General features: G+C 71.0%; 14 protein-coding genes. 5 read left to right on the forward strand and 9 right to left on the reverse strand.

The window, feature by feature from the left end; translation table 11 throughout:
* Positions 1-370: 370 nt before the first annotated feature.
* Positions 371-1507 (forward strand): ADP-ribosylglycohydrolase family protein, encoded by a 1137-nt coding sequence (locus tag TU30_RS13830; RefSeq protein ID WP_042169195.1) that lies wholly within the window; start codon positions 371-373, stop codon positions 1505-1507.
* 60 nt (positions 1508-1567) lie between these two features.
* Here TU30_RS13830 and TU30_RS13835 read toward each other — a convergent pair whose 3' ends face one another.
* From TU30_RS13835 to TU30_RS13845, 3 genes are all read right to left on the reverse strand, one after another.
* Positions 1568-3139 (reverse strand): sodium:solute symporter family protein, encoded by a 1572-nt coding sequence (locus tag TU30_RS13835; RefSeq protein ID WP_042169198.1) that lies wholly within the window; start codon positions 3137-3139, stop codon positions 1568-1570.
* A 266-nt stretch (positions 3140-3405) separates the two neighbouring features.
* Positions 3406-5301, reverse strand: a complete 1896-nt coding sequence (locus TU30_RS13840) for an MFS transporter (RefSeq protein ID WP_042169200.1) — start codon at positions 5299-5301, stop codon at positions 3406-3408.
* 235 nt (positions 5302-5536) lie between these two features.
* Positions 5537-8200, reverse strand: coding sequence for a D-alanyl-D-alanine carboxypeptidase (locus TU30_RS13845; RefSeq protein WP_042169202.1), 2664 nt, complete (start codon positions 8198-8200; stop codon positions 5537-5539).
* Between the two features lie 244 nt (positions 8201-8444).
* Here TU30_RS13845 and TU30_RS13850 point away from each other — a divergent pair, with 244 nt between their 5' ends.
* From TU30_RS13850 to TU30_RS13860, 3 genes are all read left to right on the forward strand, one after another.
* Positions 8445-9206 (forward strand): GPP34 family phosphoprotein, encoded by a 762-nt coding sequence (locus tag TU30_RS13850; protein WP_042169205.1) that lies wholly within the window; start codon positions 8445-8447, stop codon positions 9204-9206.
* Positions 9207-9495: 289 nt separating this feature from the next.
* Positions 9496-10353 (forward strand): helix-turn-helix transcriptional regulator, encoded by an 858-nt coding sequence (locus TU30_RS13855; RefSeq protein ID WP_042169208.1) that lies wholly within the window; start codon positions 9496-9498, stop codon positions 10351-10353.
* A gap of 228 nt (positions 10354-10581) precedes the next feature.
* On the forward strand, positions 10582-10773 hold the full coding sequence (locus TU30_RS13860) for a DUF397 domain-containing protein (protein WP_042169210.1): 192 nt from the start codon (positions 10582-10584) through the stop codon (positions 10771-10773).
* 248 nt (positions 10774-11021) lie between these two features.
* On the opposite strand, the gene TU30_RS13865 is transcribed toward TU30_RS13860, so the two are convergent.
* From TU30_RS13865 to TU30_RS13880, 4 genes are all read right to left on the reverse strand, one after another.
* Positions 11022-11873 carry a MerR family transcriptional regulator gene (locus TU30_RS13865; RefSeq protein ID WP_042169349.1) on the reverse strand — a complete coding sequence of 284 codons (852 nt, stop codon included), beginning with the start codon at positions 11871-11873 and terminating at the stop codon, positions 11022-11024.
* A gap of 138 nt (positions 11874-12011) precedes the next feature.
* The gene (locus TU30_RS13870; protein ID WP_042169213.1) at positions 12012-12521 is read right to left on the reverse strand and encodes a glutathione peroxidase; all 510 of its coding nucleotides are present in this window, start codon (positions 12519-12521) and stop codon (positions 12012-12014) included.
* Between the two features lie 476 nt (positions 12522-12997).
* Positions 12998-13825 (reverse strand): SAM-dependent methyltransferase, encoded by an 828-nt coding sequence (locus TU30_RS13875; protein ID WP_042169215.1) that lies wholly within the window; start codon positions 13823-13825, stop codon positions 12998-13000.
* An 87-nt stretch (positions 13826-13912) separates the two neighbouring features.
* On the reverse strand, positions 13913-14959 hold the full coding sequence (locus TU30_RS13880; RefSeq protein WP_042169352.1) for a sodium:calcium antiporter: 1047 nt from the start codon (positions 14957-14959) through the stop codon (positions 13913-13915).
* Between the two features lie 738 nt (positions 14960-15697).
* On the opposite strand from TU30_RS13880, the gene TU30_RS13885 reads away from it, so the two are divergent.
* On the forward strand, positions 15698-16036 hold the full coding sequence (locus tag TU30_RS13885) for a MerR family transcriptional regulator (RefSeq protein WP_042169216.1): 339 nt from the start codon (positions 15698-15700) through the stop codon (positions 16034-16036).
* Between the two features lie 279 nt (positions 16037-16315).
* On the opposite strand, the gene TU30_RS13890 is transcribed toward TU30_RS13885, so the two are convergent.
* Together TU30_RS13890 and TU30_RS13895 are read right to left on the reverse strand one after the other, a co-directional pair.
* Positions 16316-16624 (reverse strand): SCO5918 family protein, encoded by a 309-nt coding sequence (locus tag TU30_RS13890; RefSeq protein WP_042169218.1) that lies wholly within the window; start codon positions 16622-16624, stop codon positions 16316-16318.
* A gap of 49 nt (positions 16625-16673) precedes the next feature.
* Positions 16674-17066 (reverse strand): CBS domain-containing protein, encoded by a 393-nt coding sequence (locus TU30_RS13895; protein WP_042169222.1) that lies wholly within the window; start codon positions 17064-17066, stop codon positions 16674-16676.
* Positions 17067-17088 lie beyond the last annotated feature (22 nt).

Genomic DNA, 17088 nt, shown 5'->3' on the forward strand with positions numbered 1-17088 from the left:
TCGGCTTTCCTGCCGGAAGCCCCGGCAACTGGTCGGCCAGCAGGACCGCCCCGCTGAAGACGAACGCCCGGGTCGCCGCCGCCCAGGCCGTTCCGGTCCGCCGGCCGCCCCCTCGCGCACCACGCGCCGCCGGCCGCGAGGAAGCGCCGGGCCCGTCGTGCGAGGGGGCGCGGACGCGGCACGACGAAGTCCCGCGCCGTCCGGACGAGGCCGGGCATGGATGACCAGGTGGGGTCAGGCCGGTCACTCCGGTCACCGCTCCCCTCCCTCTCCGTGCCGTGAACCGACCCTGGTTCGACCCTGATTCGACCGCCCCTGTTCGCATACAGTGCTTGGCGTCGCACGTACGCACGGGGTCCGGGAGGTCTGGGTGGACGCGACTGGCGGACCCGTGTGGGGGCGCCGCGAGCAGCAGGACTTCCGCAGCCGGGTGCGCGGGACACTGCTCGGGGTGGCCCTCGGGGACGCGCTGGGCGCGCCCGTGGACGGCCGGGACGTCGACGCGATCCGTCAGGCGCACGGTGCCGCCGGCATCACCGGGCTCGCCCCCGCCCACGGCCGGCGCGGCGCCGTCACCCATCTCACCCAGATGACCCTGTTCTCCGTGGACGGCCTGATCCGCGCCCAGGTCCGGCGCGACACCGGTGCCTGGCACCCGCCGACCGATCTGCACCGCGCGTATCTGCGCTGGGCCACCACCCAGCGGGACTGGGGGCCCGACGAGCGCCGCGAGGAGGACGGGTGGCTCGCCCGCGAGGAGTGGCTCTACGCCCGACGCGACCCGGCCCGCGCGCTGCTGATCGGGCTCGGGGACGAGAGGATGGGCACGCCCGAGGCGCCCAAGAACCCCCGTGAGGCGGGCCCCGAGGCGGCGGCCCGGTCGGCGCCCTTCGGGCTGCTCGTCGGCTGGGAGCCGCAGCTCGTCGCCCAGCTCGCCGTGGAGTGCGCGGCGCAGACCCACGGTCATCCGACCGCCTGCCTCGCGGCCGGCGCGTACGCGGTGATCGTGCACGGGCTGGCCCGCGGCGAGAGCCCCGACACGGCGGTGCAGCGGGCCCTCGCGCTGCTGGCCGCCCGGCCGGGGCACCAGCCCGTGTCGGACGCCCTGCAGCAGGCGCTGGGTGCCGTGCGGCAGGGGATGCCCACACCGGAGCGGGTGTCCCGGCTGAGCGGGGCCGGGGCCGCCGAGGGACTGGTCGCCGTCGCCGTGTACTGCGCGCTGGTGGGGGAGGACGTACGGCACGGGCTGTGCCTCGCCGTCAACCAGGACGGGCCGAGCGCGGCGGCCGGTGCGCTGACCGGCGGGCTGCTGGGGGCCCTCTACGGCGAAACGGCCCTCCCGCCGGCCTGGCTGGCCGAACTGGAGGGCCGTCCCACGCTGCTGGAACTCGCCGACGACTTCGCCATGGAGATGACCCAGGGCCCCGCCCTGCACGGGCCCGGCGGGTCGTCCCCGGCCTGGATGGCGCGCTATCCGAGGGGGACGGGAGGCTCCCTGACCGGGTGACTCCCGTCCCCCTCGGACGCCGGTGGCTTCCCGGATGCCCGTGGCCCGTGCGGGGCGGTCCTAGTCCGTCGTCCGGGCGGGTGCCACGTCCGGGGCTCCGGACCGCGCCGGCACCGCCGCCGCGGCGGAGCCGTCGTCGCCGTCGGTGTTGATGCGCTCGATGACCGCCAGCCGTTCCGGGGTGTCCTCCGGCTTCGCGTAGCCGGTCAGGACGTACAGGATCAGGGAGACGGCGAGCGGGATCGAGACCTGGTACTCCAGGGGCACGCCTCCCTCGACGGCCCAGTTGACGGGGTAGTTGACCAGCCAGAAGGCCAGCAGGCCCATGGACCAGCTGGTGAGCGCCGCGGTCGGGCCCGAGCGGCGGAACGGCCGCAGCAGACCCAGCATCATCGGGATGGCGATCGGGCCCATCAGGCCGGCCACCCATTTGATGACCACGGTGATGATGTCCTTGAACGTGGGCGAGTCGACCTGTGTCGCCACCGCCATGGACAGACCGAGGAAGACCACGGTCGTCACCCGGGCCGCGAGCAGCCCCGACCGGTCGTTCCAGCGCCGCGCCCTCGCCGACAGCACCGGGGCGACGTCCCGGGTGAACACCGCCGCGATGGCGTTGGCGTCCGAGGAGCACATCGCCATCGTGTGGGAGAAGAAGCCGACGATGACCAGGCCCAGCAGACCGTGCGGCAGCAGCTGTTCGGTCATCAGCGCGTACGAGTCGGAGCCGTCCGCCTTCTGGGACTCCACCAGCAGCGGCGACATCCACATCGGGAAGAACAGCACCAGCGGCCAGACCAGCCACAGCACCGCCGAGAGCCGCGCCGAGCGCTCCGCCTCGCGGGGGGTGGCCGTGGCCATGTACCGCTGCGCCTGGTTGAGCATGCCGCCGTTGTACTCGAAGAGCTTGATGAACAGGAACGCCAGCAGGAAGATCGTCCCGTACGGCCCGACCAGCGGCTCCGCGTGGCCCTGGAGCTCGGGCTCGTCCCACACGCCGAAGAAGCCCCCGTGGTCGCCGAGTTCGACCACCACCGCGAAGAACATGGCAAGACCGGCGAGCAGTTGGATGATGAACTGGCCCAACTCCGTCAGCGCGTCCGCCCACAGGCCGCCGATGGTGCAGTAGATCGCCGTGACCACACCGGTGATGAGGATGCCCTCGTTGAGTGAGACCCCGGTGAACACCGCCAGCAGCGTGGCGATCGCCGCCCACTTCGCGCCCACGTCCACGATCTTCAGCAGCATGCCGGACCAGGCCAGCGCCTGCTGGGTCTTCAGGTCGTAACGGTTCTTGAGGTACTCCAGCGGGGACGCCACATGGAGCCGGGAGCGCAGCCGGTTGATCCGCGGGGCGAACAGCTTCGACCCGATGGCGATACCGAGGGCGATGGGGAAGGACCAGGTGACGAAGGACGTCACGCCGTACGTGTACGCGATGCCGGCGTAGCCGGTGAACATCACCGCGCTGTAGCCCGACATGTGGTGGGAGATGCCCGAGAGCCACCAGGGCATCTTTCCCCCGGCCGTGAAGAAGTCGCTGACGTCGCCCACCCGCTTGTGCGACCAGACACCGATGGCGACCATCACCGCGAAGTAGCCGATGAGCACCGCCCAGTCGAGACTGTTCATGTCCCCCCTTCCAGGGTCCGCCTTGTGAACTCCACTCAGCTGGTTGGCACTTCGCCCGAGCAGGGTAGGTCTGTGGTGGGGCCGGGGCGCTTCTGCGGCAGGGTGCGAAGTGCCCGCTCATCGTGCGTGTGTAGACGTGATCATGACAAGCGAGGGGAGGGTCAAGAGCGCGCAAAAATGTTCACGCTGGTGACCGGAGTTCATGGTGTCGAATGCGCGGGTGGGGCGGGGGCCTCCGTGTCAGCCGGTCGGCGCAACTCCTCCGGTCAGCGCAGCTCCTCCGGGCACGGCGTGCCCCGCGGCACGCCGTACGGCGCCGCCAGCCGGTACGTGCCCGGCTCCGGCGCGAGCAGCACGGTCCACTTGTCGCCGTTCTCGTCCTCTTCGGTCTCCATCAGGCAGCCGTTGAGGTTGTCGTACGTCTTCGGCCGGCCGTCCCCGTCCCCGTCCCCGTCCGCGTCGCCGTCGACCTCGCCGTCGGAACGGTTCCTGGACTCCTCCGTCTCCTGCGGCCCCTCCAGTTTGTTGCCGTCCGCGTCGACGATGCTCAGCCACGGCGAGTACGGGATGCGCACGACGACCCGGCCCGCCTTCTCGACCCGCATCGTCATCTCGCCCTGGCTGGCCCGCTCCACGACCGCGTTCGGCTCGGCCAGCGAGGAGGGATCCTGCACCGCGAACAACTGCCAGTTGGCGTCGCCCCAGATCTGCTGGAGATACGGCAGCCCCCGCTGCACCAGTTCCCGCTCCCGCTTGCTGCCGTCACCGTCCGGTTCGTCCTTCGGCAGCACCACGAAGTGCACCGCCCAGCGCTTCAGCCACTCGTGATAGTTCGCCGAGTTGAGGGTGTCGTCGTAGAAGAGCGGGTTGCGCTCCATGTCGGCCTGCCGGTTCCAGCCCCGCGCCAGATTGACGTACGGGGCGAGCGCCGAGGCCTCGCGGTGCGAACGCGCCGGGACGACCTCCACCCGCCCCTTGTCGGCACCGACCTCCTGGAGCTCGTTCACCAGCGGCGCGAGCTCCCGAGCCCAGGACGCGGTCGGCGTCGTGTGCACCACGTCGTCGACCGACTTGAAGCCGATCCACCCGACGAACCCGACGAACGCCACGACGATCGCGTACCACGTGCGGCTCCGCGGCACGGCGAACGGCAACGCCGCCACCAGTGCCACCCCGGCGAACAGCATCGCCAGCCGCGTGATGTTGGAACCGATCTGCGAACTCACCAGCCAGACCAGCACCACACCCAGCCCGTACACCGCGGCCGTGATCCGGACCGTGATCCACTCCCGGGGCACCAGGACGTACACCAGGACCGAGAACACCAGCGGCAGGAGCACCGAACCGAACCCCATCGGCTGCGTCCCCGAGAACGGGAACAGCCAGGCCGACACCGCCACCACCGCGGTCGGCCCCAGCCCCAGCGCCCACGCCCCCGGCCGCCGCTTCTGCAGGAACAGCGCCACCGCCACCAGCCCCACGAACAGGCCCGCGACCGGCGAGGACATCGTGGCCAGCGCCGCCAGCGGCGCCGCGCACAGGGCCTTCGCCCAGCGCTTGTAGCGCCAGCGGTACGGCCAGCAGAACACGACGGCGACCGCGGCCAGCCCGAACAGCACGCCCAGCCCGAACGTCACCCGCCCCGAAGCCGCGTTGCCCAGCAGCCCGAACACGCCCGCGAGCGCGGCCCACAGCGGATTGCGCACCACCCGGCTGCGGATCAGCAGCATCGTCAGCAGCCCGGCCGACAGCGTCCCCGCGAGCATCATCGTCGTCCGCACGCCGAGGACCGACATCAGATACGGCGACACCACGCTGTACGACACCGCGTGCATCCCGCCGTACCAGGCCATGTTGTACGCGGAGTCGGGGTGCCGGCCGACGAACTCGGCCCAGGCGTCCTGCGCCGCGAGGTCACCACCGCTGTTCGCGAACGTGAAGAACCAGACGACGTGCAGCGCACCGGCGAGCGCGGTGACGGACAGCACCGGATACCGCAGCATCCCGGCACGCACGGCCAGAACGGCGGCCCCGGGCCGGGAGGCGCGGGAGGGAGCGAGGGCGCCCGGCGGCCGGTCGTCGGCTTCCGGCAAGGGTATTCGCGGGCCGGACTCCGGGCCCGGATCGGCGTCGTCGGCGCGTGTCGGCTCCGCAGTGGCCACCTGAAGGCACTCCCCGTATGGCGTCTTCGTCTCGCGTCTTCGTCTCGCGTCTTCGTGTGCGCGTCGTCGTAGCGCGTCGTCGTGGTGCGTGGTGCGTGGTCCGGGCACGGTGGCGGTGCGGTCACCGGCGACCCGCCCGTTTCGTGACGCTAGCACGCACCCCGCCGACCGTCGCCCACGGTGGGCACCGGCCGGCGGGGTGCGGTGCCCACCGTTCGTCGTCGAGCGTCGTCGGTCAGGCCACGCGGGTCAGCTTGTCCGTGAAGCCCGGTTCCACGAGGTCCTCCTGGAGAGCGACCGGGACCTCGACGGCGCCGCTGTCCGTGCCGTCGCCCACGGTGAGCGAGCCCACCTCCGTACCGGCCTTCGCCTGGTGCGGCACCTCTGCCCCGGCGAACGTCAGCTTCACCTTCAGCCCCGGCCAGCCGGCGGCCTTGAGGTCCTCGGTGAGGACGACGGGCGTCCGGCCGCCCAGTCCGTCGTCCACGTACCCGACGACGCTGTCCTTCTTCAGCACCGTCGTCGACTCCAGTACGTCCTGCGCCGCCCGGATCAACTGGTCGCCCGCGGAGAGCGCCCCGGCCAGGATCGTGTTGTCGGCGCCGCCCGCGGGCTGGCGCACCACGGCACCGACGATGGTCCGGATCTCGCCGTCGACGTCCTTCTTCGCGGCGAAGACGAGGTTGCCGAGCGCCGAGGTGGTGGTTCCGGTCTTGATGCCGACGACGCCGTTGGACCCCACCAGCTGGTTCCAGTTGGGGTGGTTGACACCCTTGTAGTCGTCGTACGACATCATCGCGGCGATCTCGCGGAAGGCGGGCTGCTTCATCGCGGCCCTGGCCAGCTTCACCTGGTCCACTGCCGTGCTCACCGTGGTGTTGTTCAGACCCGAGGGGTCCGTGTACGTCGTGTTGGTCATGCCGAGGTCCTCGGCGGTCTTGTTCATCTTCTCGACGAACGCCTCCTCGGACTCCGCGTCCCAGCGGGCGAGCAGCCGTGCCACGTTGTTCGCGGACGCGATCAGCACCGCCTCCAGGGCCTCCCGCTGCGAGATCTCGTCACCGGCGGTCACGTTCACGGTCGACTCCTGCCCGGCGTCGGACTGCTCCTCCGCGAGGTCGTCGATCTCGATCGCCGGACCCTCGGCGCCGCTCTTGAGCGGGTGCTCGCGCAGGATCAGATACGTGGTCATCACCTTGGCGACACTGGCGATCGGCACGGGCTTCTGCTCACCGGAGGAGCCGAAGGTACCGATGCCCTGCACGTCCAGAGCGGCCTGCCCGTCGGCCGGCCACGGGATGTCGGCCTTGCCGCCGTCGAAGGTGTAGCTGTCCTCGGCGGTCAGTTCGAGTGTGGGGGTGGGGAGCGCCCGCATGTTCTGTACGACCGCGAAGACGATCACCAGAAGCGCGACCAGCGGCGTCCAGATCTTGACCCGCCGCACGGTCGTGCGCAGCGGCGTGTCCGGCGGCGGCGGGGTGTTGGTCAGCTCGGCCAGCAGATCCAGCGGCGGCTTGGGCGGCAGCGGCTGCTGCCGCGTCAGCTCCGGCCCGACCTGCGGGACGGAACGGGTGCCCTCGGCCGGGGGCGCGGACGGTGCGGAGGACCGTGCCTGGGCCGAAGGCGGCAACCGCAGCGCGGTGGTGGCGGAGTCCCCGTCCTTCGGACGCTTCGAGGGCTTACGGGTCTCGGGATCGTCCAGGTCCTTGAGCGGCACGAACGTGCCGGTCCGCCGGGGGTCGGACGTGGGGTCCGACCCGGGTTCGGCCTTGCCCTCGGCCGCGGCCCCGTCGGCTGTGCCGGTGTCCTTGGCCGCGTCGCCCAGCTTGAGCATGGTGGTGGGCTGGTCGACGGCGGACGCGGAGGGGCGCGGGGCCTTGAAGACGGCAGTGGGCTGATCGGTGGGGTGCTCGGCGTCGCCGTCGCGGTCGTCGTCGTCCGTGCCGGTGCCGTCGGCCTGGTCCGTGCCCGGCTCGGGGGTGGCCTCGGACTTGGCGTCGGCCCTGGGCCCGGACTTCGGCTCGGAGGCCGCGTCCGTGTTGCTGCCGCTGCCGCTGCCGTCCGCGGCCGTGGGGGTGGGGGTGGGGGTGGCGTCGTCCTCGGGAGAGGCGTCGGCGGTGGCCCGGGGGGCGTCCTCGGTGGCGTCCGGGGCGGTGTCGGCGACGGGGCCTGTGCCGGCGTCAGCCTCCGGCTCCGCCTCGGCCCCGGCCCCGGCGGCGGGCTCCGGCTCGTCCTCCGCGCCGGAACCGCCGGGCTCGTCGGACCTCTCGGGCACGTCGGACCTCTCGGGCACGTCGGCCGCGCCGGCATCGTCGGCAGAACCGCCCCGGGAAGCCCCGCTGGAGCCCTCGTCCCGGCTCGCGCTGCCGTCCCTGCCGTCCTTCGGGCCGCTCTTGGCGCCCGTGTCGCCGTCGTCGGCGTCCTCGGTCTCCTGGACGCCCGTGGTGTCCTCGCGGCTCTCCTCCCGCTCCACCTCGTCCGCCGACCGTACCCACGCCGCGACGACGGCATCCAGCGGATCCCCCTCGCCGTCCGCAGCGGAATCGGCACGTCGGCCGGACGTCCCGTCCCCGGCCTCGACGGAGTCAGCGGCCCCGGTGGAGTCCCCGGCCTCGACGGAGTCAGCGGCCCCGGTGGAGTCCCCGGCCTCCTCGTCGTCGGTCTGCGCGTCACGCACCGAAAGCACCCGGGTGGCCGTGTCCACGCCCCCGCGCTCCCCCGCGGACTCCGACGACGTGGATGAATCCGGCGAAGCGTCCCGGGGCACCCCCAGCCGGGGGTCCCGCTTCCCGGCGGAGCCCCCCTCGTTCCTGGCTTCGGGAACCGGACCCGTGCTCCCCGGCGTCGCTCCTTCCGACGACTCGCGCTGCTTCGACCTGTCGGGGGACTCGCCCGCCACCGATGCCTCCTCCGTGCGCCGCGCGTCGCGCGTACGCCAACCGAACCGTGAACCCGTTCCGCCCGCCCGTGACAGCGCTCCGCAGCCCTGTCCGAACCCTCTACCAGTGTCCTGTGTGCGGACTTCCCCCACGTGGTAGACGAGAACGACATACCTATCGGTTCCCTTACAAACCAGTCACGTGCTCTCGACAGACCAATGTGAGAGGGGTCACCCTGTCATTCATCCACGCGGGGAGGCATGGATGGGCAGGAGCCGCAGAACACTTCCGGAAGAGCTTCTGCTGCTGGCGCTGGACCCGACCACGGGTACCACTGCACAGCCGCAGTCGCTCGACCTCGGTCTGGCCGGAGCACAGCTAGTGGAGCTGGCGCTGGCCGGACGGATAGCCCCAGACGGGGATCGTATCGCCGTGGTGGTACCACGGCCGACTGGAGATCCGACATTGGACTGCGCGTTGGAGTTGCTGCGAAGGCGCGGCGCTCCGGTCCGGGCGGTCAACTGGATTGGCGGGCCGCGACTGGGGCTCCGCCAGACCTACCTCTCGTATCTGGAGCGGTGCGGCATGGTGCATGCCGTGGCCGGTCAGATGTGCGGGGTGTTGCCGACGACTCGCTACCAGGCGACGGACAACGAGATCAGCCGGGAGATCAAGGTCCGGCTGGACTCCGCGATCCGCACCGGAGTGCCACCGGACCCACGGACCGCGGCGCTCGCCGCACTGGCGCACGCCGTGGGCCTCGGCAAGCACCTGTACCCGGGGAACGAGGGTCGCTCCTCACGTTCCCGGTTGCGGGACCTGATCCGGCACGACCCGATGGGCGGCCTGGTGGCGCACGCCGTGATGGACGTGCAGAACGGCGTGGCGGTCCAGCCGCGCCGCAACCCGGCCCCGGCAGGAGGCCGTCAGGCCGCCACCGCCGGCGGCAGGGGCGGACCGGAACCCGCCCGTGGCGTTCCGGCCCAGCCGCGCCACGGATCCATGGCGCGCGCCGTGGCCCATTAGGACCACTGACCGGCCACGGCACCACAGACCCGGTCACGGGAGCCGCTGTCCGAGCGGGGCGGAGAGAGTGCGCGCACTCTCTCCGCCCCGCTCGGCGTGCGGGAAACCCGCCACCGTACCGACTTCGCACCGTTCCGTGCCGTCGGCACCCCCGAACCGGGGTGTACCCGCTGGATATCCGCTGTTCTCCAGCGGCAGGAAGCACCTTGGTGGCAGTCTGCTCAACACCAGATACGCAAAGTGGCAAGTACGAGTAAGTACGAGGCACGCAGCCGGAGGTGCACGTCCCGTGGCGTCCAATGTCAATCCCACCGTCAGGCGACGCCGGCTGGGCCAGGAGCTGCGGAGGCTCCGTGAGCTCAAGGGCATGACGGCGGAGGAGGTGGCGGAGCGACTGCTGGTCTCACAGTCGAAGATCAGCCGGCTGGAGAACGGCCGGCGCAGCATCAGCCAGCGGGACGTCCGCGACCTCTGCGGCGTCTACGAGGTCGAGGACCAGCGGATCGTCGAGTCGCTGATGCAGATGGCCAAGGACTCGCGCCAGCAGGGCTGGTGGCACGCCTTCGGCGACATCCCGTACAGCGTCTACATCGGGCTGGAGACGGACGCGGAGTCGCTCCGGGTCTACGAACCGCAGATCATCACCGGCCTGTTGCAGACCCGCGCGTACGCCGAGGCGATCGTCCAGGGCGGTTCGCCGGAGTCGTCCGAGCAGGACAACGACAAGCGGGTCGAGGTCCGCCTGCGCCGGCAGAACCGCGTCACCGCAGAGACGGACCCGCTGCGACTGTGGGTGGTGCTGGACGAGGCGTCGTTGCACCGGGTCGTCGGAAGCCGGCAGGTCATGCGTGAACAGCTGGAGCACGTCATGGAGCTGTCGCAGCAGCCGCACATCACCGTGCAGGTCCTTCCGTTCGAGGTCGGTGCGCACTCCGGCATCAACGGCCAGTACTCCATCCTGGAGTTCGCGGACGCGGCCGATTCGAGCGTCGTCTACATCGAGGGCGTGACCAGCGACCTGTACCTGGAGAAGCCGCAGGACGTGCAGAAGTACACCGTGATGTACGAGCACCTGCGGGCCCAGTCCCTGAACGTGGAGCAGTCCCGTCAACTGGTCGAGCGGGTCGCGAAGGAGTACGCGCGCTGACGTTCCGTTAGGCAAAGAGGCGGGACTGTACACCGCTGACATGCCCGGTTGGAAGGCCCTCCTGGAATATGCCACCCGGTCGAGTGAATGGCTCCTCCGGAAGAGGAGGGTGGCGAGTAGCGTCGATCACGCCAGCCGTCAGTGAAGGTTGGCGCAATCCGTTCTGCGGGTCCCTGCCGGAATGCGCAGCCCGGTGACAGCAACTCAGCAACTGGCTACGGAGCGAACATGGCAATTCGTCTGGGCACCACGGAAACGTGGACGACGTCCTCCTACACCAACAACAACGGTGCGTGCGTGATGGTCAGGTCGACCACCGAGGAAGCACTCGAGCTCGGGGACACCAAGATCCCCGAGGGCCCGAAGCTGGCCTTCCCCACGGACGCGTGGAGCGCTTTCGTGGCCTCGGTGAAGGCCTGAGAGGACCGCACGGGGACGGACAGCGGGCCGCCAGCAGCCCCGCCCCTACGACGGGACACCTGCCGGCGGCACCACCACAAGCCCGTCCCAGGGTCCCGTCACAAGCCTGAAGCATGATCCCGGCACGACGGCACGACGGCACGACTGCACGACTGAAGAGCCCTCTCGACGAGATCGCCGTCCTTGCCGAGAGGGCTCGGCCTGTGCCCACGTCCCGCCTCCTGCCTCCCGAAGCCGCGACTACGCCGTCACCGCACCGGGAACGCCACGTCGCACACCGGGTCCTCGGCCCCCGCAGCGCCCCAGTCCGCGAAGTACACCTCCCGGCAGGGCCCCGCGGCCGTCAGCCCCTCGGCCGCCATCCACTGCTCCACGGCCTCGAACGCGGCCAGAATCTGAGGATGGGCCACCTGCGCCTTGGTGATCCGGGTGCGGGCCAGCAGCTGGGCCGGCTCCACCCGCACCGCCGTCTCCCGGGCCCGCCCCCGAGCCTCGGCCCAGGCCCGCGCCGCCGCCTCGTCGGCGACCGGCACGCACGCCTCGGCGGGACCGTCGCTCTCCATCGACACCTCGGAGTGGTAGGCGACGAACGGCACCCCGGCCACACCCCCGCACGCCGACGCGGCCTCCTCCAGCCGCCCCAGCGCCGACCCGATCCACGCCGGCAACTCGTCCGCCAGCGTGTGCCGCGTCTCGGTGATCAGCACCTGCCGCGGCACGTCCACCGCCTCGACCACGAACTTCCCGTACATCTCGCAGCTCCTCCCGGAGAGTCGTCCACGGAGGTACTCGGCGAGTGTCCGCTGCCCGGCGATCCGCGCCTCGACGTCCGCCCAGTAGGCGGCGAGCCGGTCGGCCGCCACGGCACCGTCGTCCGCGTCGACGACCTCGGCGATCCGGGCGAGCGGCATGTCCAACTGCCGCAACAGCGCCACCGTCCGGGCCCGCTCGACCTGGCCCGCCCGGTAGAACCGGTACCCGGTCACCTCGTCGACCCGCGCCGGAACCAGCAGCCCCAGCCGGTCGTACAACCGCAACGCCTTGGCCGACAACCGCGCCCGCGCCGCGAACGCGCCGATCCCTAGCAGTTCCTCGTCCACCGCGCCGTCCCCCGTCGCCGGGCAGCCCTCCCGCCCGGCGACACGAATGCTCACCCCTTCCCCAGGGGAAAGGTCAACACCCCGGTGCACCCGAGGCGCCGTACGGGGGGCCGCTCTCCTCGAGGAAGCTCCGCCCGGCTATCCGAGCGCGCCCTCGACCGCCGCCACGATCTCCGCCGACTCCGGCTCGGTCTGCGGCGAGAAACGGGCGACGACCTTGCCGTCCCGCCCGATCAGGAACTTCTCGAAGTTCCAGCGGATGTCCCCGCTGTGCCCCTCGGAGTCGGCGAAGCCGACCAGCCGCTCGTACAGCGCGTGCCGTCCCTCCCCGTTGACCTCGACCTTCTCGGTCATGGGGAAGGTCACGCCGTACGTGGCGGAGCAGAACTCGGCGATCTCCTCCGAGGTACCGGGCTCCTGCCCCATGAACTGGTTGCAGGGCACGCCGAGCAGCGTGAAGCCCTTCGCCGCGTACTGCTCGTGCAGGCGCTCCAGCCCGGCGTACTGCGGGGTCAGTCCACACTTGGAGGCCACGTTCACGACGAGCACGACCTGGCCCGCATACTGCGCCAGCCCGGCGGAACCGCCGTTCAGAGAACCGATCTCGACATCGAGGGGAGAAGAACCGTTGGTCTCTACAGTCGTCATGACCGGATGCTAACTCCGAAACAGAACATGTCGCTCCCGACCCCACCACGACGGGCCACCGATCCCGCACACCACCGACCCGCCTCTGCTTCCTCCTCGCGTCCCCGGCCATCCACGCACGAGGGCCCGCCCGGGCCAGGGCTTCCACGGCCGGGGAGCCGAGGACGGCGCCCCGGCCGATGACATGCGGCATCCCGGGAAAGAACGCGACGAACGCCAACGCGAAGAGCGCCAACGCGACGACAACCCCCGAGACGAACGACGCGACCCCGTCCCGCCGCCGACGCGCTTCGTACCCCAGCCCCCCCACGTCCGGGCCATGCTGCTCGGTCATGAGGGACTCACGTCGTGACGTGACGCCACCGACTGACCCGCTCCACCGTTCCGGTGCCGGCCATCCCGCCCATCAGTCCGCCCCCCCCGTCAGTCCGCCCCTCAGCAGCCCTCCCCTCCTGTTCTGCCGTCGGCCGGGCCGCCTACGGCTTGCGGGCCACTCCGCCGTAGGCGTCCACGGCCTTCCCGTCGTCCTCGCCCGGTGTTCCGGCCTCGGGCCGCCATTCCGGGACCTGTACGACACCCGGTTCTACCAGCTCGAGGCCGTCGAAGAACCCGGCGATCTCCTCGACCTCGCGCACGTAGTACGGCACGGCGCCGCTCGAGTTGTACGCGTTCGACGCGGCGATCATGCCCTCGCTCGTCGCCGTGCTGTCGCTGATCACGAGGTAACTGCCCGGGGCGAGCCCCGCCATGAGCCGGCTCACCAGCTCACGGGCCTGCTCGTAGTCGGCGACGTGGCCGAGCGTGTTGAGGATGATCAGGGCGACGGGCCGGGACAGGTCCAGCGTTTCGGCGGCGGCCCGCAGGACGGACTCGGGGTCGTGGAGATCGGCGTCCAGGTAGTCGGTGCGGCCCTCGGGAGTGCTGGTCAGCAGCGCGTGGGCATGGGTCAGCACGATCGGGTCGTTGTCGACGTACACGATCCGGGCGTCCGGAGCGACGCGCTGCGCCACCTGATGCGTGTTGTCGGCGGTCGGCAGGCCCGTACCGACGTCCAGGAACTGCCGTATCCCCTGTTCCAGGGCCAGATGCGTGACAGCTCGCCCGAGGAACCGCCGGCTGGTGTGCGCCACGTCGACCAGGCCGGGGAAGATGCCCTTGATCTGGTCCCCGATCTCCCGGTCGACCTCGTAGTGGTCCTTGCCCCCGACGAAGTAGTTCCAGAACCGTGCCGAGTGCGGCTTCGTCGTATCGATGCGGGCGCGTGTCTCGAAACCGGCGCTGTCCTGAGTGGTGTCCTCCGACACGGCTGAGCCTCCTGTGATGAGCGTGAACAGTGGGTCCAACATAGGCCAACTCGCCGTGGAGTCGGCTCGGTTACCGGCATGCCGTGTCTAGAGGGCGAGGACGGTGACGATGCCGAAGTAGACGGCCAGGAGCAGGACACCGTCGAATCCCACGCGCAGCCAGTTGGCCCTCTGGCGGACGAGCAGGCCGCTGAGGAGGACGGCCGTCATCACCAGGGAGCCGCTGGTGAGGAACAGTTCCTGTGGGGAGGCGGCGTGGAAGAGCGATCCTCCTCCGTAGGCGAGGTCGCCCACGACCAGGTTGAGCGCGTCGAGGCAGTTGCCGCCGATGATGGCGGCGATGGCCAGGGTCACGGCCCCACGGCGTACGGCGGCGATGGACGTGATGGTCTCCGGAAGCGCGTTGACCACCCCCATGAACACCGCGCCGACGAGCCCCGCGCTCAGACCGGTGTGCTCCATGAGGCCCTCCGCGGCATGGGCCACGGCCCACCCGCTGACCGCGACGAGCACCGCGGCGGCCGCGAACTCCGTCCACAGGCGCCGGGTGCTGTGGGAGGTCACGGCCTCGTCGCCGTCGTCGCTGTCGGGGACGTCCGCCAGCGTGTCCGTGGTGCGCACGGCCCGCCACATGGGAGACCCCTGTCCGCGGATGAGCCGTAGGCCGCCCCAGTACAGAGCCACCATGGCGACGGACGCGGGGTGAACCCCCAGTACGGTCACGTCCGGACTGAACGTGGCCATCAACGCGATGCCCAGCAGCACGATGAGCAGGCAGCCGAACATCATGTTCTGCAGCGAGGCGGCGGCGTGCTCCAGGTTGGCGTCCCGGTGGAACGCGTCGGCTATCGCGATCGCCACGGTCTGCGCGGCGATGCCGCCGACGGCGTTGCTGTACGCGAGCTGCGGTTGGTCCGAGGCCGCGCTGACCGCCGTCATCACGATCCCGGACATCGAGGTGACCAGTCCGAACAGCACGGCGCCGAAGAACGCCTCGCCCCACCCCGTCCGGTCGGCCAGGACGTCGCCCACACTTGCCAGCCGGACACTGCAGACCACGGTGACGCTCGTGGCCAGGACGAAGACGGCGAAGCTCCAGCCCAGCGGCCACAGCTCGTTCAGGAATGCGGGCACGATCACCTTTCGCACGGTCAGGGGGCGGCAGAGTCGACCGCTTACCCCGGCCCTCCTCTCTTCATGTGCACGCCGAGGTGGTCGAATCCGCGCCGCCCGTTTCGGGAGGAAGGAGCGTCGCGCGGCGCAGCCGGGCACCACCCGTCCCGGCCGGATCCGGGCGGCCGGGGCCGCGGCTGATGGGCACCGGTGGAGAACCTTTCACCCGCACGGGCTGAAATCTGTTGTGGCTGCTGTAGACATGCGCCCGTGAAGGAGCTAGTGTCTCTGTTGTAGCCAGGAAGTCGGTAAGGCGCGGCAGACACGAACTGCCCGCACGAAGGACAGAGGTACTGGCACGGCGGTGGAGTGGCGGGGCCGGAGTCAGCTTCGGGGTCCCTTCGCTGACCGCCGGGCCCGGTGGCCGCACGAGGGTCACCAGCAGTACCGGCAGTACGCAGGATCCGCAGTACCAGGCAGTACCAAGAGGTCCGTCAGCAAGGAAGAAAGAAGGAGGGCGACGCCATCAGGATCGCCCGGGCGAGAACGGTTTGCCCGGGTACCGCAGGCCCCGGAACGGAAGGTGGTCCCACGGTCACGCATCCGCGATCCCCGCACTCTCCGCCCCCCGACGGGGGCCGGTGCGGAAACAGAAGGCCGGTATGGCAAGAAGCCGGCCGATGGTGTTAGAAATCCCTCGGGGCCTTGGTGCCGTACGGCACCAAGGCCCCTCGACGCGTTCCCCCATCAGAGGTGCAGATGACCGCAGAAACACCGCTCGACCGAATCGACGACGACGACTACCCCGCATACACCATGGGGCGAGCGGCGGAGATGCTCGGCACCACGCCCGCCTTTCTGCGGACCCTCGGTGAAGCCAGGCTGATCACGCCCCTGCGCTCCGAGGGCGGACACCGTCGCTACTCCCGCTACCAGCTGCGCATCGCCGCCCGGGCCCGCGAGATGGTCGACCAGGGCACGTCCATCGAGGCCGCGTGCCGCATCATCATCCTGGAAGACCAGCTCGAAGAGGCCCGGCGCATCAACGACGAACTGCGACGCGGTGATGTGGGGGCCGACCACCCGGCGGATGCCTGACCCGCGCCCCCGGCGGGCGGTGGACCGCCGGGTCCGTTGCCGCCGGCAGATCAGGCCGGGTGCGTCGCCCGGCCCGGGACGGCAGCCCGGGGAGACGAGGGGCCCGGGCCGCCGGGCGACCTCCGACCGGCACGTCCCTGCCGAGCAGGCTCACCCGCAGGAGTGATCCCCGCAGGGCCGCCGCCCGACGGCTGGCGAGACCAAAAACGAGCCGGCTCCGGCAGCCCCCACCGTCGTGCTGGTGGCTGTCCTGGTGCCGGCTCGCGCATGTCCCGTCGGTCAGACGGACAAGGGGGCGCCGAGCATCGCGGAAGCCCGCTGGAGCGGATCGACGGTCTTCGCGGGCGCGGCCCGGGAGACGGTGCGGCAGGTGAAGCCGAGCTGGGCCATGGCCCGCAGGACCTCGCCGGCACTGAAATCACGGCGGTCCTGGTGGGTGATGACCTGGCCGACCTGCTTGGCGGGGTAGTGACGGCGTCCGATGATCACGGAGTCGCCCACGACCGGCTCGGGCTTGACGCCCTTCATCGATTCCAGCACGCCGTTCCTGGTGAGCTCGAACGGGAAGCGGGCGATGACACAACGCATGATGCCTCACAAGGAGAAGAAGGGGAGAGGGCCGGCCCGGCGAAGCGGTTCAGCGGGAGAGCGCCAGGACGCCGGGGGCGTTGCCGTGCTCGTCGGCCCCGGGCCGGCGCCGCCGCACGGCGCGCTCGGCTTCGGCCGCTGTGGCCGGCGGCGAGGTGAAGGGCCCGCCGCCGTCGGCGACGTCCCGCAGGCGGACCCGGTCCGTGTACCCGGCACCGTCCCGCACGGCGGTGAGCCGGGCCCGGGTGACCAGGCCGATGCGCTGGCCGTCCTCGTCACAGACGACGAGGTGCCCCGTGCGGGCGGCGGCCATGACGGACAGCGCCACCTCGACGGTCATGTCGTCCCAGACCTGAGGACCGGCCGCGTCCACGGCGTCGGCCGCCGTCCGGTGCACGGCGTCGGTGTGCGGTGAGCGGGACTGCGCCTGGACCGGCGTCAAGAGCTGCCTCCTGCGGAGATGG

The organism is Streptomyces sp. NBRC 110035 (genome assembly GCF_000829695.1).
GTDB lineage: Bacteria > Actinomycetota > Actinomycetes > Streptomycetales > Streptomycetaceae > Streptomyces.